Genomic DNA, 22,225 nt, shown 5'->3' with positions numbered 1-22,225 from the left:
GCCCTTTTCCATTCCTTTCATCCTACAGGAGGCGCCCGTGGCTGACGGCTCGCTGCCCATTGTCGTGTCTCCGAAGCCGTTCGGCGACGACGCCTTCGAGCTGACCATGGTCGAGGGCGTGACCGTCCGACGGATGCTGGCGAAGGCCATTGAATCCGGCCTGCCGGCGGAGGTGCTGCCGCGCACGGAGATCTACATCGACGGCCTGCGCCTGCCGCGCGACGAAGCCTTGGACTACGTCCTGCGCGCCGGCCAGGTGGTCAATGTGGTGGTCGAGCCGCTGGGCGGCGGAGGCGGCGGCCGCAAGGACATAGGCCAGATCCTGCTGCAGGTGGCGATCATCGCCATCAGCGCCTGGATCGGCGGGCCCACGGGGCCGCTGAAGGCCTGGCCCCTGATCGCGCGAGTGGCGGCGGCGGCCGCCGTCCAGGTCATCGGCAGCATGGCGGTCAACGCCATCTTCGCCCCCGACAAACAGACCGCCAAGGCGAACGATCGGTACGCGCTGCAGAGCGCGTCGAACCAATATCGTCCCTGGGGCCCGCAGCCGATCGCCCTGGGCGAGGTGGTGGCGGCGCCGGATCTGGCGGCCAAGACCTTCACCCAGGGCCATGGCGAGGATGTCTGGCTGTACGGGATCCTGGGCGTGCACCGGGGGCCGTGCGAGGTGTCCGAGATCAAAATCGGCGACACCCTGGTCAGCACCATGGGCGCCGCCGACTGGCGCATGGTCGCGCACCTGACGCCCGGGCCGCGCACCTTCAGCCTCTATCCGAACGACGTCGACCAGATCGATTTCCAGGAGGAGTTGCAAGCGACGCCGACAAGCGCGACGCCGTGGATCCGCGCCGCGTCGTCCGACGGCTCCCGCTTCGATCTGGACTTCTTCTTGCCCGGGGGTCTGCACTTCCAGAAGGACGACGGCCGCGTGCTGTCGGTCACCGTCTCGGTCGGCGTGCGGTATCGGCCCATCAACCAGGCCGGGACCGCGACGGGGCCCTGGCAGACAGGCCCGACCTGGACGCAAACGGCCGCGACCAAGGATCCCATCCGGGTCACGCACTCGATCAACCTGCCCCATGGTCGGTACGAGTTCGAGCTGACGCGGTCGAGGCCGGCGGACGACAACACGAAGCGCCGGGATCAGGTCTATATCACCGCGATCAAGTCGGTGGCGTTCCGCAAGCCGATCGTGGACGAGGAGCTGTCGATCATCGAGTTCGCCGTGCGCGCGACGGCGATCAACCAGGGCGGCCTGGCTCCGATCACCATGCGGATCAAGCCGCTGTGCCCGACCTGGACGGGCGGCGCATGGGGGCCGGCGGTTCCGACGTCCAACCCGGCCGCCCTGCTGCGGTGGTTGCTGACGGGCCCGGCGCCGGCCAAGCCGCTGGCCCTGGCCCAGGCGGACACGCGTCTGCGCACCTGGTCGAACCTGTGCGATCAGTACGGCTGGACCTCGCATGTTTACCTGACGGAGACGAAGACCCAGCAGGAGGCGATGCAGATCCTGGAGCGCGCCGGCCGCGCCTCGGTTTTTTGGGACGGCACCCAGTCCGTCGCTTCGCCCTGGGTGGACAAGCCCGCCGCGAACCAGATGTTCACGGCCGAGAACCTGAAGGACTATCGGTCGGAGCTGGTCTATTCCGAGCCGGTCCACGCCCTGAGGGTCGAGTTTCTCAACTTCGACAAGAGCGGGGAGCCCGACGAAGTCTTCGTCTATGCGGACGGCTATGGCGAGACGGCGGATCCGAGCAAGGGGATCCAGGCCGCGTCACTGATCGAATCCATGCAGCTGGACGGTCAGGCGACGCCGGCCCGGGCGTGGAAGGACGGCCGCTGGGCCCTGGGGCAGAGGATCCACCAAAGGCGGATCGACACCTGGTCCGTCGACATCGAGTTTCTGCAGTCGCGATACGGAAACCGCGTCGGCCTGGCGCGGCTGAAGGTGGCCGGGGCGACCGCCCGGGTGCGGGTGCGGCGCTGGAACGCCGCGCAGACCAAGGTGATCGGCCTGCGCCTGTCGCAGCCGGTCCAGATGGCGCCGGGGCAGGACTACGCCGTCGACATGCGCACGCCCTTGGCCGTCCACACAGCCGTCCGCGTCGTCAATGCGGCGGACGCGGCCGGCAAGGTGATCGAGGTGCGCGAGCTGACCTTCGTGGCGGAGCGGGACGCCTCGGTCTCGCCGCGCGCCGGCGACCTGATCGCCTTCGGCAAGCCGGAGGAGATCACCGACGACCTGGAGATCGTGGCCATCGAGCCGGGAGAGAACCTGACGGCGGTGCTGACCGGGGTCCGCTATGTCGCGCCCCTGTTGATGGCGGGAGAGACCGGCCCGATCCCGCCCCTGCCGTCGCGCCTGTCCGGCGATCGTCAGGCCAATCCGCCGACCCCGACGCTGCTCGGGGTGCAGCAGGACGCGAACGGCGTGCGCGTCAGCTTCGACCTGCCGACCTGGCGCGGCTCTCCGATCTCGGCCTTCAGCGTGCGCTGGCGGTCCAAGACCGAGGCGGGCGGCCTAGGCGGCTGGACGGCCCTGCCGGCGCTGGACGCCTCCGCGCGCGAGTTGCGCACGCCGCCGATCGAGGAGGCGCCCAGCGAAGGAGCCGTCGCCTCTCGCGCCGAGATCGAAATCGTGGCGACGACGGTGGACGGCCGGGCGTCTCGCCCGCTGTCCGTGACCGTGGTGCGTCCACTGCCGGCGAAGCCGCGGGCCTCCGTCTGGTCGGTGACGGCCAAGGGGGCGGCGGCGGACGGCACGTCCCAGCCCATCCTGATCGTCACGGGCGAGATCAACGACCCGGCCGTGGCTTCAGTCCTGATTCAGTGGGGTCTGGCGGAGACTGGGCCGTGGACGGAGGCCTATTCCGGGCCGCCGTTGACGAAGGCGCTGGAGATCCCGGGTCTGCTGCCCGGGGTGGAATACTGGGTCGCCGTCACGATGCTCTCGGCTACGGGGCTCCCGTCCGAGCACCTGGTCATCGGGCCACGCACGCCTGGCCAGCTGGTGTCCGGGGATACGACTCATATGGGCGGGGAGCCGGTCTCAACCATTCTGGATCGGCTGACGGGGGTCGAAGACATATCGGCCGCCAACGCCGCCGCCGTGGCGGACCTGGACGGCCGTGTGGACGATACGATCACGGCCGCCGAAGCCGCGATCGCGGCCGGTCAGGCGGCGGACCTGGCCGTCCTGAAGGCCGGAGAGGCAGGCGGCGCTGCGTCGGCGGCCAACATATCGGCCGGCATCGCGACGACGAAGGCGGGCGAGGCAGGCAACAGCGCTGCGGCGTCCAACGCCGCTAGGCTGACGGCTGAGGCGGCGCGGGATCAGTCCCAGGGCGCGGCGACGGCGTCGGTGGCCAGCGCCGCCAATGCAGCCGCTGCCGCCGGGGCGGCTGAAGATTGGGCGGAGGCTAGCGAGGGGGCGTCCGTGTCGTCGGCCGCCAGTGCTGGTCAGGCGCAGGCCTTCCGAAATCAGGCATCCGACGCCCGTGACGGCGCCGTGGCGGCGCAGGTCGCTGCCGGCGTCAGCGCCAGCACGGCGCAACTGACGGCGGCCAAGACAATGCCGGATCGGGTGTCCGAGGCCTCCAATTTCTATGGGGTGACTGATCCAGGCCTGTGGGTGACGCCAGAACAGACGACGCCGATGGCCGTGGGCTCCAATACGTCTACATCAGAGCAAGGCGTGGTGCGGCAGTTCACGACGCCCACGGCCGTCATGACGCGCGGGTGGCTCAAGATTGAGGCTGGCCGCACCTACCGCTTCACGGTCACGACCAGGATCATCACGGGCGGCGCGAACAACGCGGTGCGCAATGGTTTCTCGCTCTATCGCGGTGATGGACAGCTGGTCGGGTGGCATTACGAAAACGCCGCGAGGCCCGCCCCCGGAGGATGGATCACCTATACGCGGACAGTGACGGGCGACACGCTGCTGGGCATAGCGCCGACCGGCGCCTATGTTCGTGGCTGGGTTCAGTCGGCCGCAGACGCTAGCGGCGCGGCCATCTCTGGGGTGGTCTGGCAGGCCTCGGTCCTGCGCCTTGAAGACGTGACCGAAAGCGCATCCGCCGCCAACTCGGCGGCCATCGCGACGGCAGCTAAGGCCTCGGCGACCGCTTCGGAGGCGTCGGCGTCCATCAGCGCCAATCTCGCGGTCTCCGCCGCGAATGCGCGGCAGAACCTCGTGCCGAACTCGACAGGGCTGGCGGGCATGCGGGACTGGATCAGCGATCCGGCGCACCCGCCGGTTGTTGCGGAGCCAGCGGCGACCGACGGCGCCCGGTTCATCTGGTATGGGCCGGGCGCTGGGGCTCACACCGCCAAAGCCTGGTCTGTGGACCTGGACTATGGGCCCGGCTACCTCACATCGCTTTCGGCCGAGGTCTTCTCGGCGCGTATGATCAGCGGGTCGATCAGGGTCTACATTGTCTTCCTGAACGCTGCGGGCGGGGCCATCGACTATGCGGTGGCCGAGGCCTACGGCAGCACGGACGCCTGGGTTTCGGTCAAACGTGAAGGTTTCGTCAGCCCGGCGGGGACCGCAAAGATACGCGTCGTCATGGACACCTACGCCGCGTCTTGGACAACCCCTTACCCGGTCGCGGCCTGGCGCAAGATCAAGGTGGAAAACGGCGCTACGGCGACGCCCTGGAACGACTACGCGAACGACAGGGCGCAGGCTGCGCAGTTGAGCATCGTCGGCGCTGTCGCGGCCGATGCTCAGAACCGCCTGTCCACGGTCCGATTTGATGTGGCGGGCGGTGCGGGCGGCGACCCGTTCGAGGTGTCGTTGCGGGCGGACGCATCCGGCTCGCTGGCCATGATTACGGCCACGGCGCTGAGATTTCGAAATATCCTCGGCGGCGCGGCTGTCGATGTCTTGAAGCTGATCGGCGGCGCAGCCCACTTTGCAGGCGAGGTCTTCATCGGCGCGCTCGGTCAAATCAAGATTGACCCGTCGCTCGGCGCGATCATCTGGAACAAGGACAGCACGCGCCTGGTCATTGGCGCGGGGATTGGCGCAGGGGGTCAAAACCTGTTGGCCTGGTTCGGCGCCAACACCGTCGCGCCAGCGGCCATGACGAAGGCCAACGCCTCGTTCTTCCTCAGTTCGGACGCGCCTGGGATTGGCGGCAACAACCTGCGAACCAACCAGATCCGACAGGCCACGGTGGCGAGCCAGAGCCTGGCCGTGGGCGCCAACGACATGATGGCTGTGGACTTCGGCTACACGCTCACCAACTCGAACTTCGTGCTCACATTGGACCTCTCCCACACCGGGTCGGGCTCCTATGCCGCCTCGGGCAAGATCATGTCCGCCAACCTGGACGGGTCCGACGAAGTCGAACTCTACAGCGGCGGGCACGTCGGCCAGGGCGGGCCGCAAAACCGTTTGATCGACATGGCCATCGTGCCGTCGCCCCGTAACGGCCCACGCAAGGTCTTCCTTCGGCTGAACATGACCTCAGGCCCGATCAACATCGTCAGCGGAAAGCTGACCGTCTTCCACCTCGGCTGAAAAGGAACCATCCATGTCCGAACTGACCCCTGAACAAATCGAAGCCATGCGCCTTGAGGTCCAGGCCTATGACGCCGCGCAGAACGAGGCGGGAAAAGCCGCTGTCCGCGCGCTGATCCAGCCGCTGATCGACCTGGGCCTGGGCGGCTCCGACCCTCTGACGGCTTCGCCCGTGCAGTTGGCGACGGCCATGCGGACGGCGGCGCCGACCCTGGCCAGCGTAGACCCGAGCTTGCCGAACCTGCTGTTCAGCACGGCCCAGGTGTTCGAGACGGCGAACGACCGCATCCGGACGCTGGTCGCGCTGAACGCCCCTGCGCCCGCGTCACCGCCCGCGCCTGAAGCCTGACGAACCCGGTTCGTCTCATTCACAACTGATAGGGAGGGCGGCGCATGCTGTCTGAAATTCCTCCGGGGTTCGACCTGGGGCGGCTGCGCTATGCCTTCGGCGGCGCGGCGGGGGCGCTGATCTACGGCGTTTATTATTTCGTCCAGATGATCAAGGCGGGCCATCGCCCGACCCTCGGCGACTTCGGCCGGGCGGCGATCAACGTCGCGGCCGGGCTGCTGGTCGGCATGGTCGGGGCTTTCGCTCTGGGGCCGTCCCTGGTCGCGATGATCCCGCTGGAAGGCCTCAGGGCGGCCGTCGATCCGGTCGCGGTCGGCTTCGTCATCGGCGGGCTGGGGTGGGAGTTGCTGCCCCTTGTCATCGAGGGCGCGCGGCGCTGGGCCGGGCGCATCGGGCGGGAGCAAACCTGATGACCTGGCTGGACTGGATCGCCGCTCTCGCCAGCGGCTACGCCAGCGCCGTCTTGCAGCTGCGGGCGGTCGCTCTCAAGCCCAAGATGGGCGAATACCCCGAAGGCCCCGGCGACGTTCGCCGGGCGCTTTTCATCCTGTCCCTGGTCATGGGCGCCTATGCCCTGACTGTCGCGGTCGGCGACTATCAGGCGTCGCGAACAGAGGCCCTTATCGCCTCGGCCGTCGCCTACACCGCGCACGTTCTCTGGCGAAATGTCCGGCGGCAACACCTCGGCTAACGCCGCCGCTGCGAACGCCGTTCGCATCTTCTGATCCATCCATAACCTGAACTGGAGACCATCATGGGCTTTGCCCTCGGTGCGCGGTCGCGCGCCAATTTGAAGGGGGTCCACCCCGATCTGATCGCGGTCGTTGAAGAGGCGATCAAGCTGACTGAGGTGGACTTCACCGTCACTGAAGGGCTGCGCTCGAAGGAGCGTCAGGCCGCCCTGGTCAAGGCGGGCGCGAGCCGGACCCTGAACAGCCGTCACCTGACCGGCCACGCCGTAGACGTGGCGGCCCTGGTCGAGGGTCAAGTGCGTTGGGATTGGCCGCTGTATGGCCGGATCGCGGCGGCCTTCAAGGCGGCGGCCAAGAAACGGGGCGTGGCTCTGACCTGGGGCGGCGACTGGACGAAACTTCGGGACGGTCCGCACTTCGAACTGGATCGGAGGGCCTATCCGTGAGGTGGCTGCGAACCCTGACGGCGACCGGCTGGCTGGCGTTGGCCTGTCTCGCTTTGTCGCTGATCCTGCTGGCCTGGTGCGCCGTCACGGCCCCCGGCCGCGAGCGGGCGAAACAGGATCGCGCCGTCGAGGCGGCCAACGCCCAGGCCCGAGCCGCGGACGCCACGGCTCGCGATCACGCCGCCGACGAACGGCTGACCGACCTGAAAACCAACACCCAGCTTGAAAAGGATCTGACCAATGCGGTTTCTCCTCTGCCGGACGCCCGCCCTTCTCCTCGCCGCGTCGCTCTTGGTTGCGCCCGGTTGCGCCGTCAGGGAACGGGTGACGCCGATCTACCCCCCGAGTGCCGATCTGGCGGTTGAGCCCAAGCCCCGCCTGGACCCCGCCGCCCTGCAGAGCGAAGCCGCCCTGGACGCCCACGACATCGCCCTGGAGACCTGGGGCGAGCGGGGCTGGGCTGCCGTGGCGCGGCTGTGCCGCTGGGCGGATCGCAACGGGGCCAAGGGGCTGAGTTGTCCTCCGCCGCCCGATCCGCCGTTGAGGCCGGGCTAGGGGGTGGCCACCGACTATGCTTGCTGCGTTGAGCCGTCAGGCTCCGCGATCGAGGCCCGCTCTCTTCGGAGGGCGGGCCTTCGTCGTATTATTCAGCGTCGCCGTCATAGTGCGCGGATTCGCCCTGGGGCGTGCTGCGCCAACCTATGGGCTGCCTCGGTTCGGGCCAGTCCTTGGGGCGCGGGCGGCGTCTCGCGATGGTGTGGACGGTCCGGCCGAGTTTGCGCCGATTGCGCAGCACTATCTCGTATATCGCAGGCCCCACCCACGACGGCAGGACGCCTTGCGCGAACCACTTGTTGATATGCGCTTCAGGCACCCCAAGACTGCGGGCCATTCTCGCGGGCCAGTCGGCGCCATAGAGGGCGACGCCGGCAAGCGTCAGGTGCGACAGGCTGGAGCGTCCATATCGGCTGATCCGGTCGGCGTCCGTCCACCACAGCGCGTATTCGACATGGCGCATAGGCAGGCCCTCAAACGATAGGGCGCCGTCGGGAAGGGTTGAAAACCTGATGTCAAAGGGATCGACGCCCTTGGCCACTAGATCGAGAGTGCGTTCCCGACCCCGTTTCCAACTGCAGGGTTCGAGAACCGAGACTTGGGTGTTATCCGGCTGAATCACGGTCAAGCAATGCGGGTTCTTGGCCTGGGGCGTGACCGGCCGAACTTCCGGCTCCCCCATCTGCGCTTCGGTATACATGCTGCCCCTCTTCGGCCCCAGGCCCGCAAATCAGAGCGACAACATCACAGATTGATACGAGCCGTCCACGACTTCAGCGATGGTGAAGGTATCCTGATAGCCGCCGGGAACGACATCATCCGTCGTGATGGTCTCGCTGTATTCGATTTCGTCGATGATGACTTCCATCCCGAGGGCTTGGGCTGCGCGGATGCGGTGAGAGCCTTCCAGGGCCACATAATGTTCGCCGCAATCGACCGCCTTGATGGTGGGGGCACCTAGAACCTTCATTTCCTCAATCACCTTGGCCAGGTGATCAGCGTCGTAATCGGCGTGAGGAAGGATGATGTTCATCGGGGCGGACCCTTTTCCGGTATCGGCGGTTGCTGATGACCCATAGGTAGCATGTCGGTCCGATGACGCAAGCAGAAATTGCACATATTGTGCAAAAGCAAGATCGCGGGTAAGGTGGCCGCATGGAACCAATGCACCAAGCTTCGATCCTGCGGGCCATGCGCGCCTATCTCGGCCTATCGCAGACAGATGCGGCTGAGGCCGTGGGGCTGACAAGGCGCACCATCGTCTCGGCCGAGGCAGGCGAGATGACCGACAAGACCTGGGGCAAGCTGACCGCCTATTACGCGGACCTGGGCCTAGAATGGTGGGATGATCCCGCCTCGATCCGGATCATGCTTGGGTCGTGAGTTCCCGATAGGGCTCGCCCCGCTCGCCAGCCTCGGCCCTGGTCAGCAGCCTCGTTTGAAACGCCGAGCTGATCAGAATTTTGATGTTCCTGTGCCGGGTCCCGTCGGCGAGGGTCTTCGACGAGTGGTCGAGCGCATACATCGTTGAACACCAGTCGGCGTCTAGGATTTCGATAAGGCCTGGCTGCTTGTCGGAATCGTCGCCGGCAGCGGCGGCCATGGCGTCGAGGGCAGCGGATAGTTCGTCGGGGGTCATGCCCGCCGTCTACCCGAGTCGGCGGTCACATGACCACCAGTGCGCCATCGGGCAGCGGCCGTTGCAACGCCTTGGCCTCTGCCCAATCCGCTCGCATCCAGGCGTCGAATTCGTCGGGCTCTGTCAGGATAACGGGCATGGCCTTGGGGTGGACGGCGCCGACTTCGGCGTTCGGCTCGGTCGTAAGAAAGGCGAAGAGGTCAGCCGTTTCCCAGCCGGTCTTGATCTTCCGGACGCCATCCCAGCCCTGAAGCTGGATGCCGGCGAAGAAGGCCAGGGGCTCCGGTTCATCGCCCGCCAGCCGGAACCAGACCGGGCGATAGCGGCCCTCGGCATCGCGGCCCGGCTCAGAAAAAGCCGTCATGGGGACCAGGCACCGATGCTCGGGCGTCAGCCATCGCATCCAATGTTTCGAGGTGGTGTTGCGGACGTTCGTCGTCCCGCCGTCAGGCTCCATCTTCAGGAGGTGATCGAAATCCACATCCTTCCCTTTGGCGCGGAGCTTGTCGGCGCGCTTGGTCGCCGCGTCGAAAATGGCCTTGGCAGACGATGGCATGCCCCAGCGGGCGGTTGTCAGGATTCGGTCTGATCCGTCCCAGCGCACGATAGGCGCGGCATAGTCGGGATAGACGTCGCCGGGCGCCAGATTGCCAACGTCGGAACGCATGGCCTTGGCCGCTGCCATGATGGCCTGCGGGCCTGCCTTCTGAGCGTAGAGGTTGCACATGGGGAACCTGTCCAGCGATCAACGGTTGTGGTGTTGCAGAGGCGGCTGCGGGAGCGGTGGCCCGCCGATAAGCGCCGCTCCACTCAGGCTTTCGCGATAGGAACCTCAGCCAGGCAGGTTGTCCAGCGCGGGCTTCGCATGTCCTGTTTCAGGCCCCATGGCCGCTGATAGGTGACGCCGGCGGGCGCGAGAGCGTGGCGCCCGAAGCGTTGATTGACCGCGTCCATGGCCCGCATCAGTTCGCCGCGTCGCGGGTCCGGTTGGTGCCAGAGGTCCAGAGCGGCGTCGGTCGGGCTGATCAGACCGTCCAGCATGACCCCGGCCTTGGTGTAGAGATAGCCGGGCTTCCATAGACGCCGCGCCAGCCGCCCGGCGGCGGCAGAGAGGGCCAGGCTGTCACTTGTCGCCACAGGAAAGGTTTCGACGCCTGACACCGATCGCTGCGGCCCGTCACGGTGCCGCGAGGTAAAGTAGAAGACGACAATCTGAGGCGCGGCGCGGCCGTGGCGTCGAAGCTTTTCGCCCGCGCGCACGGCGTGGGTCCGCACGGCCTGTTCCATCTCGGCCAGGGTCGAGACAGGGCGGCCGAAGGATCGCGTGACGGCGACGCCCTTACGCGCCGGAGCCGTCACCTCCAACGCGCTGCAATGGACGCCCTGAAGCTCCAGCACGATCCGCTCCCCCATGACGGTCAGTATCTGCCGGGCGGACTTGGGCTGTAGGGCGGCCAGATCGGCGGCGGTGTGGACGCCATTGGCGGCGAGGCGCGCCGACAGGGCGCGGCCAACGCCCCAGACATCGGCGACCTCCATGCTGGCCAGGAGCGTCATTCGCCTTTCTGGATCCGAAAGGTCGCAGACCCCGTCGAACTCAGGGCGCTTTTTCGCCAGGTGGTTCGCGGCCTTGGCCAGGACGCGGGTCGGGCCCAGGCCGACACAGGTCGGGATTCCGGTCCATCGCAGGACGGTTTCGCGCATCTGCCTCGCGTGCTGCTCGGGGGCGGGGGCGAGCGTCAGGTCTAGGAAGCTCTCGTCTATCGAGTAGACCTCGACCTCATCTGCGTACTGGTCATAGATCGCATTCACGCGTCGCGACATGTCGCCGTAGAGCGCATAGTTCGATGATCGGACCAGGCCGCCGGCGCGAAGGTAGCTCTCTCGGATCTCAAACCACGGGGCGCCCATCGGCACCCCCATGGCCTTAGCTTCGGGCGTGCGGGCGACGACGCAGCCGTCATTGTTGGACAGGACCACGACAGGGCGGTCGATCAGGGACGGGTCAAACACGCGCTCGCACGATGCGTAGAAGCTGTTGCCGTCAGACAGAGCGTAGACCCGGCTCATGGCGCCGGACGGTGCGGTGTCAGCGACCATGTGACCACGCCCCAGACCTGGGCCTCGGCGGCTTCGTCCAGGGTGAGCAGACCCATTTCCGGGTTGTCGAAATCCAGAGAAAGGCGGCCGCCACGGAGGCGACGCACGCGTTTGACGCTCGGTTGCCCGTCGATCAGCACCACGACGACGTCACCGGGCCGAACCTTGAGCGAGCGGTCGACGATGACAAAGTCCCCGTCGTTGATCCCTGCGCCAATCATCGACCGTCCCGCGACCCTCCACATGAAGGTGCTGACCGGGTTGGTGACGATCAGGCTGGCCGGATCAAGGGCGGCTTCAATGTAGTCGTCTGCAGGCGATGGGAAGCCGGCGCAGACAGTCGAACCCATGAGCGGGATGGGCAGGGCGGCGCCAAGGCGCACAGGCGTCAGTTTCATCGTGGGAGGTGCGTGCTCTCGTGCGCCAAGCGCTCCGCCGCCGTGTGGACATCGCGGGCGCGGCCCACGAAGCGCATCCCGGCGAGCAGCCCTGTAATCAGATCGACGGTTTGGGTGGGAATGTCGGGCCCCGGCGGCGATTGATTGGGCTTGGCCGCCAGTTCCGCCTCCAAGCGCTTGAGATCGGCGTTGAAGGCCGCGTCGCGCGGCAGGTCGGACTTCTCAGACATCGCTCTCTCCTCTCCATTTCGCCTCGTGTCCGGGGCGGGATCGGCGCGCGCCAACGCGCCGAACTGCGGGATCGCCCCCGCACGACTGGACCGATCGGCCGCCCGGCCGGTCGCCGCCCCGTGCTCGCGAGCCGGGGACTCCTACTCGTGCAAAAGGCGACTCCGCAAATGAATTGTTCTCGTAATGTTCTCATTCTTGGCCAGAGCCCCGTGGCCTCGGCCGAACCGCCTGCAGCTTGGCTGGGCGGAAAGAGCAAGCTGGCCAAGAGGATCTGCCACGTCCTGGCGGCGACGCCCCATGACGCCTACGTCGAGCCCTTCCTGGGCATGGGCGGCGTCTTCCTGCGCCGGCGGGTTCGGCCGAGCGTCGAGGTGGTCAACGACATCTCCGGAGACATCGTCACTCTGTTCCGCGTCCTGCAGCGGTTTCCCGAGGCCCTGCTGCGCGAGCTCCGCTGGCGGCCGGCGATGCGCGGCGAGTTCGCCAGGCTGAACGAGACCCGCGACTGCGATCTACTCGACATCGAGCGGGCCGCCCGATTCCTGTATCTGCAGACCTTGTCCTTCGGCGGCAAGATGGCCGGCCGATCGTTCGGGGTCGGGCCGGTGGCGCCGAAGACCTTCGACCTGGCGCGGATCGAGCCTCGGCTGCGACGCCTGCACAATCGGCTCGCTGGCGTCGTTATCGAGCAACTGGACTGGCTCGAAGTGATCAGCCGCTATGATCGACCGGGCACGCTTTTCTACCTGGATCCACCCTACTGGGGCGGGGAAGCCGACTATGGCGCCGGGGTCTTCATCCGGGGCGACTTCAAGCGGATGGCGGACAAGCTGCAGGCGATCGAGGGGCGCTTTCTGCTTTCCATCAATGATCGGCCGGAGATCCGCGAGCTCTTCGCCTGGGCTGACATCGAGGCCGTGCAGACGACGTACAGCGTCGCCGGCGGCGACAAGGCGTCGACGGCGGCCGAGTTGCTGATCGGAAAGGGTGTCGAGCTCGCGCCTGCAGCGGCCCAGGCCAGCCTTTTCTAGTCAGATCATGCCCCCCGGTTTCCGAGGGTTTCTGGGGGGATTTCTGGGGGGCTTTGGGAGGGTGTTTCGCCTAAAGCCTTGAAAAGAATGGTGGACGCGACAGGGATTGAACCTGTGACCCCTACGATGTCAACGTAGTGCTCTCCCGCTGAGCTACGCGTCCGCCTGTTCTGCGGCCCCTCGACGAAAACGCCGGGTGGGCGGGAAGGCGGCGTCTATAACCCGCAGTTCGCGGGGGCCGCAAGGGGCTTGTCTCTTCTTTTTTTGGATTTTTTCGTTAGGCCGCGATCATCCGTTCGACCTCGTTCACCAGGTCGCGCAGGTGGACGGGCTTGGACAGGACCTTGGCCTGGGGCGTGGCCTGGGCGGCGGTCAGGGCGACGGCGGCGAAGCCGGTGATGAACATGATGCGGATGCCGGGGTGGCGGGCGGCGGCGATGCGCGCCACCTCGATCCCGTCGGCGCCGGGCATGACAATGTCGGTCAGCAGGAGGTCGAACGGCCCGTGATCCAGGGCGTCGACGGCGTCGTCCCCGTTTTCGCAGTCCACGACGGCGTGACCGGCGCGTTCCAGCGCGCGTGTCAGGAAGCCTCGGAGCGAGCCGTCGTCTTCGGCCAGCAGAATACGCGCCATGCGGAGAACAAGTCCTTGAAGATCAGCGGCGGAGGGTAGGGGCGGATCGGTAAACCCGCGATGAAAATCCGTCTCCGGCAAGATACCTAAAGGGGCGCGGATGGGGATAAATCAGGCTATGGCCGGGGCATGGAGTCTTCGACGCCCCTTATCGTTTCCGGCCTTGCTTCCGGCGCGACCTTCGAGGTCCTGGCCGCCTCGGCGGGTCGGGCGACGCCGCTGGTGTTCGCCTCGCCCCATTCCGGAACGACCTATCCCGAGGACATGGGAGCGGCGGCGGGACTGTCCGAGCGGTCGCTGCGCAGCGCCGAGGATGCGGCGGTGGACCGCCTGCTGGACGGAGCGACGGCGGCCGGAGCGGCCCTGATCGCCGGGAGGATCGGCCGGGCCTATGTCGATCTGAATCGCGCACCTGGCGACCTGGATCCGGTCCTGATCGCCGACGCTCCCGCGAGCGCGCCGCCGGGCGCCAAGACCCTGGCGGGTTATGGAGTGGCGCCGCGCCTGGCTGGGGACGGGACGGCGCTCTATGCCCGTCGCCTGAACCTGGCGGAGGTCAGGGAGAGGATCGCGCGCGTTCACGCCCCCTATCATGCGGCCCTGGCCGAGTTGATGCAGGCGGCGCATCGGCGGCATGGGCGAGCGGTGCTGATCGACTGGCATTCCATGCCGGCGCGGGCGACCGGTCCGAACGGGCCGGAGGTGGTGCTGGGCGATCGCCATGGAGCGGCCTGCGCCGCCGCCCTCACGCGGCGGCTGCGCGTCCTGTTCGAGGCGCTGGGCTGGCGCGTGGCCCTGAACCGTCCCTATGCCGGCGGCTACGCCACCCAGATCTGGGGGCGGCCGGAAGAGGGGTTCGAGGCCGTGCAGGTCGAGTTGAACCGGGGCATGTACTGGGACGAGGCGACGGGCGCGCCCTCGGCCGGATGGGGGCGATGCCGCAGCGGCGTGGCTCGGGTCGTCGCCGCCCTGGGCGAGGACTTCGCGGCCTGAGGCGCGGCGTTTCGGGGCCCGGCCGCAGGCCAAAAAAAAGCCGCGCCCGGGGGCGCGGCATGAAAAGTCTATAGGGAGGAAACGCCCAGGAAGGGCAAGACGCCGTCAGGCGTCGAAGAAGAACCTAGTTTGCAGCGCACAAAAATTCAAGCGTGGATTGTTCGTCTTCGATCACAGGCTGTTACGAAAACCATGCGTTGATGGGGGCGTTATGACGCAGGGATTGCGGTTTGCCGTGTTCGCAACTGCGATATGGATCGTCAGCTGCGCTCCAGCAGACGGCGTGCGGCGCGCACGGCGCGGGCGGCGGGCGAGGCGGCCTGACGCCAGACCAGCAGGCTGAAGGCCGAGATCACGCCGAGCAGCAGCCACAGCGGCCCGAACAGCCAGGCCGCCGCCGCCAGGGCGAAGTAGTAGCCGCGCACCCCCTGGCTGAATCCGCTGAGGGCGGGATTGAGCACCTGGGCCGTGGCGTGGCCGTAGGCGACGCGGTCGGCCTCCACATGGATTTCCGGCGCCGCGCCGATCAGGGCGAGGGCGTAGTTCATCTGGCGCAGCGACCAGATGAAGTCGAGGAAGCCGCGCGCCAGGCAGATCAGCACGAGGGCCAGCTTGGCCTCCAGCAGCTTGATCGGCACGGCCTCGGCTCCGACGGCGGCGAAGCCCCTCAGCGCGGCCTCACCGCCGAACAGGATGCCCGCCACCGCGGCGATCAGCAGCAGGTTGGTCGAGGCGAAGAAGGAGGCCGAGTTGATCGAATGGCCCATCAACTGGCTGTCCAGCAGCCGCATCTCCCGATGGGTCATGGCGGTCATCCAACTGTCGCGGACGATCAGCATGTCGGCGTTCAGCGAGCCGCTGCGCCGTGCGATCAGCCGCAGCAGCGGGCCATAGCCCAGCCAGGCGATGAAGAAGACGACGAGGGCGATCCAGTCGAGCAGGGCCATGCCCGATTGATGCCTTCAGTCGGGGGTAAGGGGCAAGCGTGATCGCGCCAAAGCTTGCCGTTCGGCCAAGCAGGGCTTATCACGCGCGCAATTCTCCCCGTTCGCACCTGCAACATAGAGCGAAGCACATGAATCTCGACGCCATTCCGGTCGGTCCCAACGCTCCGTGGGACGTCAACGTCGTCATCGAAATCCCGCAGGGCGGCCTGCCGGTGAAGTATGAGATGGACAAGGCGTCGGGCGCTCTGTTCGTCGACCGCTTCCTGCACACCGCCATGTACTATCCGGGCAACTACGGCTTCATCCCGCACACCCTGTCGGACGACGGCGACCCCTGCGACGTGATCGTGCTGAACCCGACCCCGGTGGTGCCGGGCTGCGTCATCCGCTCGCGCCCGATCGGCGTGCTGAAGATGGTCGACGAGGCCGGCGGCGACGAGAAAATCCTGGCCGTGCCGGTCGACAAGCTGAACCCCTACTACACCGAGGTTTCCAGCTATCGTCAGCTGCCCGCCATCCTGATCGAGCAGATCGAGCACTTCTTCACCCGCTACAAGGATCTGGAGAAGGGCAAGTCGGTCACGGTCAAGGGCTGGGGCGACGCCGGCGAGGCCGCCGAGCTGATCGCTCTGGGCATGAAGGCCCACCAGGACAAGCTGGCCAAGGCCGCAGCCGCCGCTGCTTGAGGCGACGCAGCGTCTGAATATATGAGAAGGCCTCGCCGGTTCGACCGGCGGGGTCTTTTTTGTGCGCTATCGCTTGCCGCGCGGCGGCTCGCTGCTTGAGCGCAGGCTTTCTCCCTCCCCGAATGGGGAGGGTGAGGCGTTGCTATTTGCTTCTGAACGCCGCGACGGCCTCGACTGTCTGGCGCACCTTGGCTTCGATGCCGGCCCAATCCCGGGCCTGGATGGCGGCGTCGGTGATCAGCTTCGACCCCATGCCGGCGGCTACGATGCCGGCGCCGAACCATTTGGCGATGGAGGCCTCGTCCGGGTCGACGCCGCCGGTGGGCATGATCTTGGTCCAGGGCATGGGCCCCAGCACGGCCTTGACGAAGTCCGGCCCGCCGACCGAGGCGCCGGGGAAGAGCTTGACGATCTCGCAGCCCAGAGCTTGCGCCTCCGAGATGTCGCGCACGGAGCCGCAGCCCGGCGAATAGGCGACCATCCGGCGGTTGCAGACCTGGGCCACCTCGGGAACCAGGCAGGGGCTGATGACGAAGCGTGCGCCCGAGGCCAGGTAGAGAGCCGCTGTCGGCGCGTCCAGGATGGAGCCGACGCCCATGATGATGTCGGGATCGGTCTGGGCGAACTGTTTCGACAGGGCGGTGAAGGTCTCCCAGGCGAAGTCGCCGCGGTTGGTGAACTCGATCGCCCTGGCGCCGCCGCGGGCGCAGGCGCGGATCACCTCGGCGCAGACCTCTGCGTCCGGGTGATAGAAGACCGGCACCACGCCCTGGGCTTCGAGGGCGGTGAGCACGCTGAGGCGGTCGTGGCGCTGAACGGGACGCATGGGGTCTCCTTACCGAAGGCGGAGACCGCAGATCGCCGGTCGGCGCGGTCGCCGTCAAGGGCGGAGGGCCGTCGCCGTGCGAGTGGTCCTATTCCGCGACGGCCAGGGCCGCCAGTCGCCGCACCATGGCGCTGTCCTTGTCGGCGAGGGGATCCAGGGCGGTGAAGTGATTGAGCCCCTCCATGATCTCCACGTGGGTGTCGGCGCCCTTGCCGCCCCATTCGGCGGCCATGTGACGGCTCTGGCGGACGAATTCGTTGCTTTCCTCGCCGCCGACCCAGCAGTCCAGCGCCTTTCCGCCCGGCGTCGAACCGTTGGGAACGGGCCAGTAGATGGGCGACAGGGCGCGGGCGGTCAGAAGATCCAGGCCCAGGGCGTCGTTCAGGGAGGTATGGGTCACGGGCTCGAGATCGAACACGCCCGATATGGCCAGGGCGGCGCGGGCCCGGCCTTCCGACAGCATGCAGGCGGCCATGCAGCCCCCGACCGAGTGGCCGAAGACCAGGGGACGCTTGCCCGTGCGGGCGCGGACCAGTTCGGTCGCCTCGCGCATCTGGCCGATGATCTTGCCGGGAGAGACGGCGGGAGCCAGGTCGTAGCCCGGCACGGCCACGCTGATCCCGTGTTCCAGCAGGGCGGGCGCGACCCAGGCGAACCAGCCCCTGTCCAGGGCCTGCCAGTAGCCGCCGTGCATGAAGACGGCGACCGGGGCGCCGGCGCCCGCGTCGAACCACTCCATCTTCTGCCGCTCGGACGGGCCGTATTCGAGGGTTTCGGGGCGGCGGGCGTCGATGACCCGCAGCGAGTCCTTGCGCCAGCGGTCCAGAACGGCCGGATGGCCCGGCACGCGGGCGCGATTGTTGTAGGCGGCCTCCAGTTCGGCCGTGCGTTCGTTCGTCAGCGTCGCCTCGGGCGACAAAGCCTTACCCATGTCGTCTCCATCCGCTTTCAATCACTGGAGCGAAGTTCTGCGCTCATATGCGTTCGCATATGAACCGATTTCGCTCTAGAGACCTCCTCTGAACGGGAGGCTTGAAGCCCATGATGACCGCCATTTTCGTCTTCATCAAATGCGAGTTGGGCTACGCCAACGATGTCGCGGCCGATCTGGTCGACAATGTTGAAAACGTGTCGGAAGTTTACTCGACCTCGGGTCAGCATGACCTCCTGGCCAAGTTCCAACTGCCGCGCGAAGCCGACATCGGAACCTTCGTCACCAAGCAGGTGCAGACGCGTCCGCATATCCGCGACACTTTCACCGTCATCACCTTCTCGCCCTTCCTGCCGAAGAAGTAGGTTCATCGAAGAAGCCGGTTCCGTTTCCAAAAAGGACCGGCTAGCCTCTCTCCCGAGGCATGAATGCGAGGGGAGGGCGGCCATGGCCGATCTGGAGACGTTCCGCGCCGAGACGCGCGCCTGGCTGGAGGCGAACTGCCCGCCCGAATGCCGCGGCGGCGGGGCGGGCGAGGCCGACATGGTCTGGGGCGGGCGCAACCCCGTCTTCCCCACGCCTGCGCACAAGACCTGGCTGGACCGCATGGCCGAGCGCGGCTGGACCGCGCCGGAATGGCCGAGCGAATACGGCGGCGGCGGCTTGAACCGCGAAGAGGCCAAGGTGCTGGCGTCCGAGATGCGCCGCATCAAGGCGCGGCCGCCCCTGTTCAGCTTCGGCGTCTGGATGCTGGGCCCGGCGCTTCTGGCCTTCGGGACCGAGGAGCAGAAGCAGCGCTTCCTGCCGCCCATCGTGCGCGGGGAGATTCGCTGGTGCCAGGGCTATTCCGAGCCCGGTTCCGGCTCCGACCTGGCTTCGATCCAGACGCGCGCCGTCGATCAGGGCGACCACTGGATCGTCAACGGCCAGAAGATCTGGACCTCCTACGCCGACAAGGCCGACTGGATCTTCTGCCTGGTCCGCACCGACCCGGAGGCGCCCAAGCACCTGGGCATCAGCTTCGTCCTGTTCGACATGGCGACGCCGGGCGTGACGACGCGGCCCATCACCCTGATCAGCGGCAAGTCGCCCTTCTGCGAGACCTTCTTCGACGATGTTCGGGTCGAGAAGGAGAACCTGGTCGGGACGCTGAACCGCGGCTGGGACGTGGCCAAGGCCCTGCTGGCGCATGAGCGGACGATGATCGGCGCCATGGGCGACACGGGCGTCGGCCGGCCTCTCGGTCAGGTGGCGATCGACGCCCTGGGCGTGGACGAGGCCGGGCGCCTGGACGAACCCCTGCTGCGCGCCCGCATCGCCGATTTCGACATCGACGCCGCCGCCTTCCGCCTGGCCATGGAGCGGGTCGGGGACCAGGTGAAGGCCAAGCAGGCCCACCCGGCGATCGCTTCCATGCTGAAATACTACGGTTCCGAGCTGAACAAGCGCCGCCACGAACTGGCCATGGCGGCGGGCGGTGCGGACGCCCTGGAATGGGAAGGCGAGCGTTCGCAGGACGGCCAGGCCGCCCGCGACTGGCTGCGCACCAAGGCCAACTCCATCGAAGGCGGCACCAGCGAGATCCAGCTGAACATCATCGCCAAGCACCTGTTGCAACTGCCGGGGGCGTAAGGATGATCGTCCAAGTGAAGCCGAAAGAATTGCTGCTGGCCGTCGCCGTCATCGGGATCGTTTTGAGCGGCCTGCTCAGCTTCGTCATGCTGACGCCTCTGGGCTGGGGGATGTCCTGGCAGGGGCTTGCGCCCAGTTGGGGCGCCAAACTCTTCTTCTTTGCGCCCTTGATCGCGTTGATCGTCGCCTGCTTGGCGAAATTGCTGCCGCGACCGTCGCCGTCACAGGAAATCGCTTTGCTGACCGCACCGATCTATCAGGCGATTTATCTCGCCTTCTCCTACGTCGTTTTGAAGCCGGGAGCCTGAGCCTATGCCCCTGATCCTGACCGAAGAGCAGACCATGCTTCAGGACGCCGCCGACGGCTTCCTGAACGAAAACGCGCCCATCAATCACCTGCGCAAACTGCGCGACAGCCGCGATGCCGACGGCGTCTCGCGCGACCTGTGGCGGGCGTTCGGAGAGATGGGCTTCGCCGGCGTCATCGTCCCCGAAGAGGACGGCGGCTCGGGCCTGGGCGCCGTCGAGGCGGGCGTCATCGCCGAAAGCCTGGGCCGGACCCTGACGCCCTCGCCCTTCATGGGCTCGTCGGTTCTGGCGGCGAGCGTGCTGAAGGCGGCGGGTTCTGACGCGCAGAAGGCCTGGCTGGCGAAGATCGCGGCGGGCGAGGCCATCCTCAGCCTGGCCGTCGACGAGGGGCCGAAGCACGCGCCCGCCCGGACCGGCGCGCGGGCCGAACGGGCCGGCAACGGCTTCCGGCTGAACGGCGCCAAGGGTTTCGTGCTGGACGGCCATGTCGCCGACGCCCTGATCGTCGCGGCGCAGGCCGACGAGGGCCTGACCCTCTTCCTGGTCGATCCGGCGACGTCGGGCGTCTCGGTCGAGCGCACGATCATGGTCGACGCCCATAACGCGGCCCGCGTGACCCTGACCGACGTGACGGTGGACGCCGACGCCGTGATCGGCGCGGTGGGCGAGGGGCAGGGGCCGCTGGACGCCGCCCTGATCCTGGGTCGGGCCTGCGCCGCCTCCTCCCTGGTCGGAGCGGGGGATCAGGCCTTCAAGACGACCCTGGAATACCTGCGCACCCGCAAGCAGTTCGGCAAGCTGATCGGCGAGTTCCAGGCCCTGCAGCACCGCGCCGCCCACCTGTTCACCGAGCTGGAGTTGGCCAGGGCCGCGACGCTTGCGGCTCTGCAAGCCATCGACGCCGGTCGCCCCGACGCCGAACAGGCGGCGGGGATCGCCAAAGCCAAGGCGGGCCGCGTCGCCGAACTGGCGGTGCAGGAGGCGGTGCAGATGCACGGCGGCGTCGGCATGACCGACGAGTTCGACGTCGGCCTGTTCATGAAGCGCGTCCGCGTCCTGAACGAACTGCTGGGCGACGCCGGTTTCCACGCGGAGCGTCTGGCGCGGGCGCAGGGGTTCTAAATCCCTTCTCCCCTTGAGGGAGAAGGTGGCCTGCGAAGCAGGTCGGATGAGGGGTGTAAGCGCCAGTGTTTGACGTGTGCACGTATCGCCTCAAACACGAGGTCCGGATTAGGTTGGATCATTGAGTTGTCGAACCGCAGCACCAGCTGAAGCTTGGCCGGTTGGCGGCAATGCTGACACCCCTCATCCGCCTCGCTCCGCGAGCCACCTTCTCCCGCAAGGGGAGAAGGGTGACGCATTGACTTGGCCCCGCTAAACCTCCCGCAGGGAGAAAGCACATGACGCGACCCAACGCGCCCGTTTACCAGAGCGGCTTCGGCAATCACTTCGCGACGGAGGCGGTGGCGGGTGCGCTGCCCCAGGGTCGGAACTCGCCGCAGCGTCCGGCCCTGGGGCTGTACGCCGAGCAGTTGTCGGGGACGGCCTTCACCGCCCCGCGCGACCACAACCTGAGAAGCTGGCTCTACCGCCTGCGGCCCTCGGCCCAGCACGGGCCGTATCAGCCGTTCGCGCAAGGCCGGGTGCGTTCCGGTCCCTTCGTCGAGACCCCGCCCAATCCCAACCGCATGCGCTGGGATCCCCTGCCCATGCCGGACCAGCCGACCGACTGGGTCGAGGGCCTGACCACCTATGGCGGCGCCGGCGACGCCGATTCCGGGACAGGGGTGGGAATCCACCTCTATGTCGCCAACCGGTCCATGGTCGACCGGGTCTTCTATTCCGCCGACGGTGAGTTGCTGATCGTGCCGCAGCAGGGGGCGCAACGCTTCGTCACCGAGATGGGCGTGATCGAGGCCGCTCCCGGCCATGTGGTCGTCATCCCGCGCGGCGTCCGCTTCCGCGTCGAGGTCGACGGCGAGGTCCGGGGCTATGTCTGCGAGAACTACGGCGCGCCCTTCCGCCTGCCCGACCTGGGGCCGATCGGCTCCAACGGCCTGGCCAATCCGCGCGACTTCGAGATCCCGGTCGCCGCCTTCGAGGACGTGGATCGCCCGACGGAGTGCGTGCAGAAATACGGTGGCCTGCTATGGGCCACGACCTTCGACCACAGTCCGCTGGACGTGGTCGGCTGGCACGGCAACTACGCCCCCTATCGCTATGACACGGCGCGGTTCAACACCATCGGCACGGTCAGCTTCGACCACCCGGACCCGTCGATCTTCACCGTCCTGAC

27 protein-coding genes and 1 tRNA gene are annotated in these 22,225 nt (G+C 67.3%); 16 read left to right on the top strand and 12 right to left on the bottom strand.

Annotated elements, in window-relative coordinates:
* The first annotated feature begins 37 nt into the window (after positions 1 to 37).
* The 7 genes from gpJ (at position 38) to ABIE19_RS07975 (ending at position 7,572) form a co-directional block, all read left to right on the top strand.
* The gene (gpJ, locus tag ABIE19_RS08005) at positions 38 to 5,530 is read left to right on the top strand and encodes a TipJ family phage tail tip protein (protein WP_354088636.1); all 5,493 of its coding nucleotides are present in this window, start codon (positions 38 to 40) and stop codon (positions 5,528 to 5,530) included.
* A 13-nt stretch (positions 5,531 to 5,543) separates the two neighbouring features.
* Positions 5,544 to 5,879, top strand: a complete 336-nt coding sequence (locus tag ABIE19_RS08000; protein ID WP_354088635.1) for a hypothetical protein — start codon at positions 5,544 to 5,546, stop codon at positions 5,877 to 5,879.
* A 44-nt stretch (positions 5,880 to 5,923) separates the two neighbouring features.
* Positions 5,924 to 6,289 carry a hypothetical protein gene (locus ABIE19_RS07995; RefSeq protein ID WP_354088634.1) on the top strand — a complete coding sequence of 122 codons (366 nt, stop codon included), beginning with the start codon at positions 5,924 to 5,926 and terminating at the stop codon, positions 6,287 to 6,289.
* A complete protein-coding gene (locus tag ABIE19_RS07990; protein ID WP_354088633.1) occupies positions 6,289 to 6,570 on the top strand; it encodes a hypothetical protein in 282 nt (93 codons plus the stop codon). The genes ABIE19_RS07995 and ABIE19_RS07990 overlap by 1 nt, the downstream gene beginning before the upstream one ends.
* A gap of 63 nt (positions 6,571 to 6,633) precedes the next feature.
* Positions 6,634 to 7,017, top strand: coding sequence for a M15 family metallopeptidase (locus ABIE19_RS07985; RefSeq protein WP_354088632.1), 384 nt, complete (start codon positions 6,634 to 6,636; stop codon positions 7,015 to 7,017).
* Positions 7,014 to 7,382 (top strand): hypothetical protein, encoded by a 369-nt coding sequence (locus ABIE19_RS07980; protein ID WP_354088631.1) that lies wholly within the window; start codon positions 7,014 to 7,016, stop codon positions 7,380 to 7,382. Before ABIE19_RS07985 ends, ABIE19_RS07980 begins: the two co-directional genes overlap by 4 nt.
* Positions 7,342 to 7,572 (top strand): hypothetical protein, encoded by a 231-nt coding sequence (locus ABIE19_RS07975; protein WP_354088630.1) that lies wholly within the window; start codon positions 7,342 to 7,344, stop codon positions 7,570 to 7,572. Before ABIE19_RS07980 ends, ABIE19_RS07975 begins: the two co-directional genes overlap by 41 nt.
* Positions 7,573 to 7,660: 88 nt before the next feature.
* Here the strand turns inward: ABIE19_RS07975 and ABIE19_RS07970 are convergent, their stop codons facing one another.
* Positions 7,661 to 8,272 (bottom strand): hypothetical protein, encoded by a 612-nt coding sequence (locus tag ABIE19_RS07970; RefSeq protein ID WP_354088629.1) that lies wholly within the window; start codon positions 8,270 to 8,272, stop codon positions 7,661 to 7,663.
* Positions 8,273 to 8,302: 30 nt separating this feature from the next.
* Complete coding sequence (locus ABIE19_RS07965; RefSeq protein WP_354088628.1) at positions 8,303 to 8,605, bottom strand: ParB N-terminal domain-containing protein; 303 nt, start codon at positions 8,603 to 8,605, stop codon at positions 8,303 to 8,305.
* A 131-nt stretch (positions 8,606 to 8,736) separates the two neighbouring features.
* Here ABIE19_RS07965 and ABIE19_RS07960 point away from each other — a divergent pair, with 131 nt between their 5' ends.
* On the top strand, positions 8,737 to 8,955 hold the full coding sequence (locus ABIE19_RS07960; protein WP_354088627.1) for a helix-turn-helix transcriptional regulator: 219 nt from the start codon (positions 8,737 to 8,739) through the stop codon (positions 8,953 to 8,955).
* Here the strand turns inward: ABIE19_RS07960 and ABIE19_RS07955 are convergent.
* From ABIE19_RS07955 to ABIE19_RS07935, 5 genes are all read right to left on the bottom strand, one after another.
* Positions 8,939 to 9,211: a hypothetical protein gene (locus ABIE19_RS07955; protein ID WP_354088626.1), complete on the bottom strand. Its 273-nt coding sequence runs from the start codon at positions 9,209 to 9,211 to the stop codon at positions 8,939 to 8,941. The genes ABIE19_RS07960 and ABIE19_RS07955 overlap by 17 nt on opposite strands.
* Positions 9,212 to 9,236: 25 nt before the next feature.
* A complete protein-coding gene (locus tag ABIE19_RS07950) occupies positions 9,237 to 9,938 on the bottom strand; it encodes an SOS response-associated peptidase (protein ID WP_354088625.1) in 702 nt (233 codons plus the stop codon).
* An 83-nt stretch (positions 9,939 to 10,021) separates the two neighbouring features.
* Positions 10,022 to 11,311 (bottom strand): Y-family DNA polymerase, encoded by a 1,290-nt coding sequence (locus ABIE19_RS07945; protein ID WP_354088624.1) that lies wholly within the window; start codon positions 11,309 to 11,311, stop codon positions 10,022 to 10,024.
* Positions 11,278 to 11,709, bottom strand: coding sequence for a LexA family protein (locus tag ABIE19_RS07940; protein ID WP_354088623.1), 432 nt, complete (start codon positions 11,707 to 11,709; stop codon positions 11,278 to 11,280). The genes ABIE19_RS07945 and ABIE19_RS07940 overlap by 34 nt, the downstream gene beginning before the upstream one ends.
* A complete protein-coding gene (locus ABIE19_RS07935) occupies positions 11,706 to 11,939 on the bottom strand; it encodes a hypothetical protein (RefSeq protein ID WP_354088622.1) in 234 nt (77 codons plus the stop codon). The genes ABIE19_RS07940 and ABIE19_RS07935 overlap by 4 nt, the downstream gene beginning before the upstream one ends.
* Before the next feature lie 168 nt (positions 11,940 to 12,107).
* On the opposite strand from ABIE19_RS07935, the gene ABIE19_RS07930 reads away from it, so the two are divergent.
* Positions 12,108 to 12,971: a DNA adenine methylase gene (locus ABIE19_RS07930; protein WP_354088621.1), complete on the top strand. Its 864-nt coding sequence runs from the start codon at positions 12,108 to 12,110 to the stop codon at positions 12,969 to 12,971.
* Positions 12,972 to 13,059: 88 nt separating this feature from the next.
* Here the strand turns inward: ABIE19_RS07930 and ABIE19_RS07925 are convergent.
* Together ABIE19_RS07925 and cpdR are read right to left on the bottom strand one after the other, a co-directional pair.
* A tRNA-Val gene (locus ABIE19_RS07925) sits at positions 13,060 to 13,134 on the bottom strand.
* A gap of 114 nt (positions 13,135 to 13,248) precedes the next feature.
* Positions 13,249 to 13,605, bottom strand: a complete 357-nt coding sequence (gene cpdR / locus ABIE19_RS07920) for a cell cycle two-component system response regulator CpdR (protein ID WP_354088620.1) — start codon at positions 13,603 to 13,605, stop codon at positions 13,249 to 13,251.
* 129 nt (positions 13,606 to 13,734) lie between these two features.
* On the opposite strand from cpdR, the gene ABIE19_RS07915 reads away from it, so the two are divergent.
* The gene (locus ABIE19_RS07915) at positions 13,735 to 14,598 is read left to right on the top strand and encodes an N-formylglutamate amidohydrolase (RefSeq protein WP_354088619.1); all 864 of its coding nucleotides are present in this window, start codon (positions 13,735 to 13,737) and stop codon (positions 14,596 to 14,598) included.
* 260 nt (positions 14,599 to 14,858) lie between these two features.
* On the opposite strand, the gene ABIE19_RS07910 is transcribed toward ABIE19_RS07915, so the two are convergent.
* On the bottom strand, positions 14,859 to 15,545 hold the full coding sequence (locus ABIE19_RS07910) for a DUF599 domain-containing protein (protein ID WP_354088618.1): 687 nt from the start codon (positions 15,543 to 15,545) through the stop codon (positions 14,859 to 14,861).
* A 128-nt stretch (positions 15,546 to 15,673) separates the two neighbouring features.
* Between ABIE19_RS07910 and ppa the strand changes: the two genes are divergently transcribed.
* Positions 15,674 to 16,231, top strand: coding sequence for an inorganic diphosphatase (ppa, locus tag ABIE19_RS07905; RefSeq protein ID WP_354088617.1), 558 nt, complete (start codon positions 15,674 to 15,676; stop codon positions 16,229 to 16,231).
* 142 nt (positions 16,232 to 16,373) lie between these two features.
* On the opposite strand, the gene ABIE19_RS07900 is transcribed toward ppa, so the two are convergent.
* On the bottom strand, positions 16,374 to 17,057 hold the full coding sequence (locus ABIE19_RS07900) for a bifunctional 4-hydroxy-2-oxoglutarate aldolase/2-dehydro-3-deoxy-phosphogluconate aldolase (protein WP_354088616.1): 684 nt from the start codon (positions 17,055 to 17,057) through the stop codon (positions 16,374 to 16,376).
* Positions 17,058 to 17,145: 88 nt separating this feature from the next.
* Positions 17,146 to 17,988, bottom strand: a complete 843-nt coding sequence (locus ABIE19_RS07895; protein WP_354088615.1) for an alpha/beta hydrolase — start codon at positions 17,986 to 17,988, stop codon at positions 17,146 to 17,148.
* A gap of 110 nt (positions 17,989 to 18,098) precedes the next feature.
* Here ABIE19_RS07895 and ABIE19_RS07890 point away from each other — a divergent pair, with 110 nt between their 5' ends.
* From ABIE19_RS07890 to ABIE19_RS07870, 5 genes are all read left to right on the top strand, one after another.
* On the top strand, positions 18,099 to 18,353 hold the full coding sequence (locus ABIE19_RS07890; RefSeq protein ID WP_354088614.1) for an Lrp/AsnC ligand binding domain-containing protein: 255 nt from the start codon (positions 18,099 to 18,101) through the stop codon (positions 18,351 to 18,353).
* An 82-nt stretch (positions 18,354 to 18,435) separates the two neighbouring features.
* Positions 18,436 to 19,620: an acyl-CoA dehydrogenase family protein gene (locus tag ABIE19_RS07885; protein ID WP_354088613.1), complete on the top strand. Its 1,185-nt coding sequence runs from the start codon at positions 18,436 to 18,438 to the stop codon at positions 19,618 to 19,620.
* Between the two features lie 2 nt (positions 19,621 to 19,622).
* Entirely contained in the window at positions 19,623 to 19,928 is a 306-nt protein-coding gene (locus tag ABIE19_RS07880) for a hypothetical protein (RefSeq protein ID WP_354088612.1), read from the top strand.
* A 4-nt stretch (positions 19,929 to 19,932) separates the two neighbouring features.
* Positions 19,933 to 21,051, top strand: coding sequence for an acyl-CoA dehydrogenase family protein (locus tag ABIE19_RS07875; protein ID WP_354088611.1), 1,119 nt, complete (start codon positions 19,933 to 19,935; stop codon positions 21,049 to 21,051).
* 278 nt (positions 21,052 to 21,329) lie between these two features.
* On the top strand, positions 21,330 to 22,225 hold an 896-nt coding region (locus tag ABIE19_RS07870; protein WP_354088610.1), incomplete at its 3' end, for a homogentisate 1,2-dioxygenase.

The sequence above is a fragment of the Brevundimonas faecalis genome, from assembly GCF_040549405.1.
In the GTDB taxonomy this organism is placed as follows: Bacteria; Pseudomonadota; Alphaproteobacteria; order Caulobacterales; family Caulobacteraceae; genus Brevundimonas; species Brevundimonas faecalis.
This window is presented reverse-complemented; position numbering and strand designations above follow the sequence as displayed.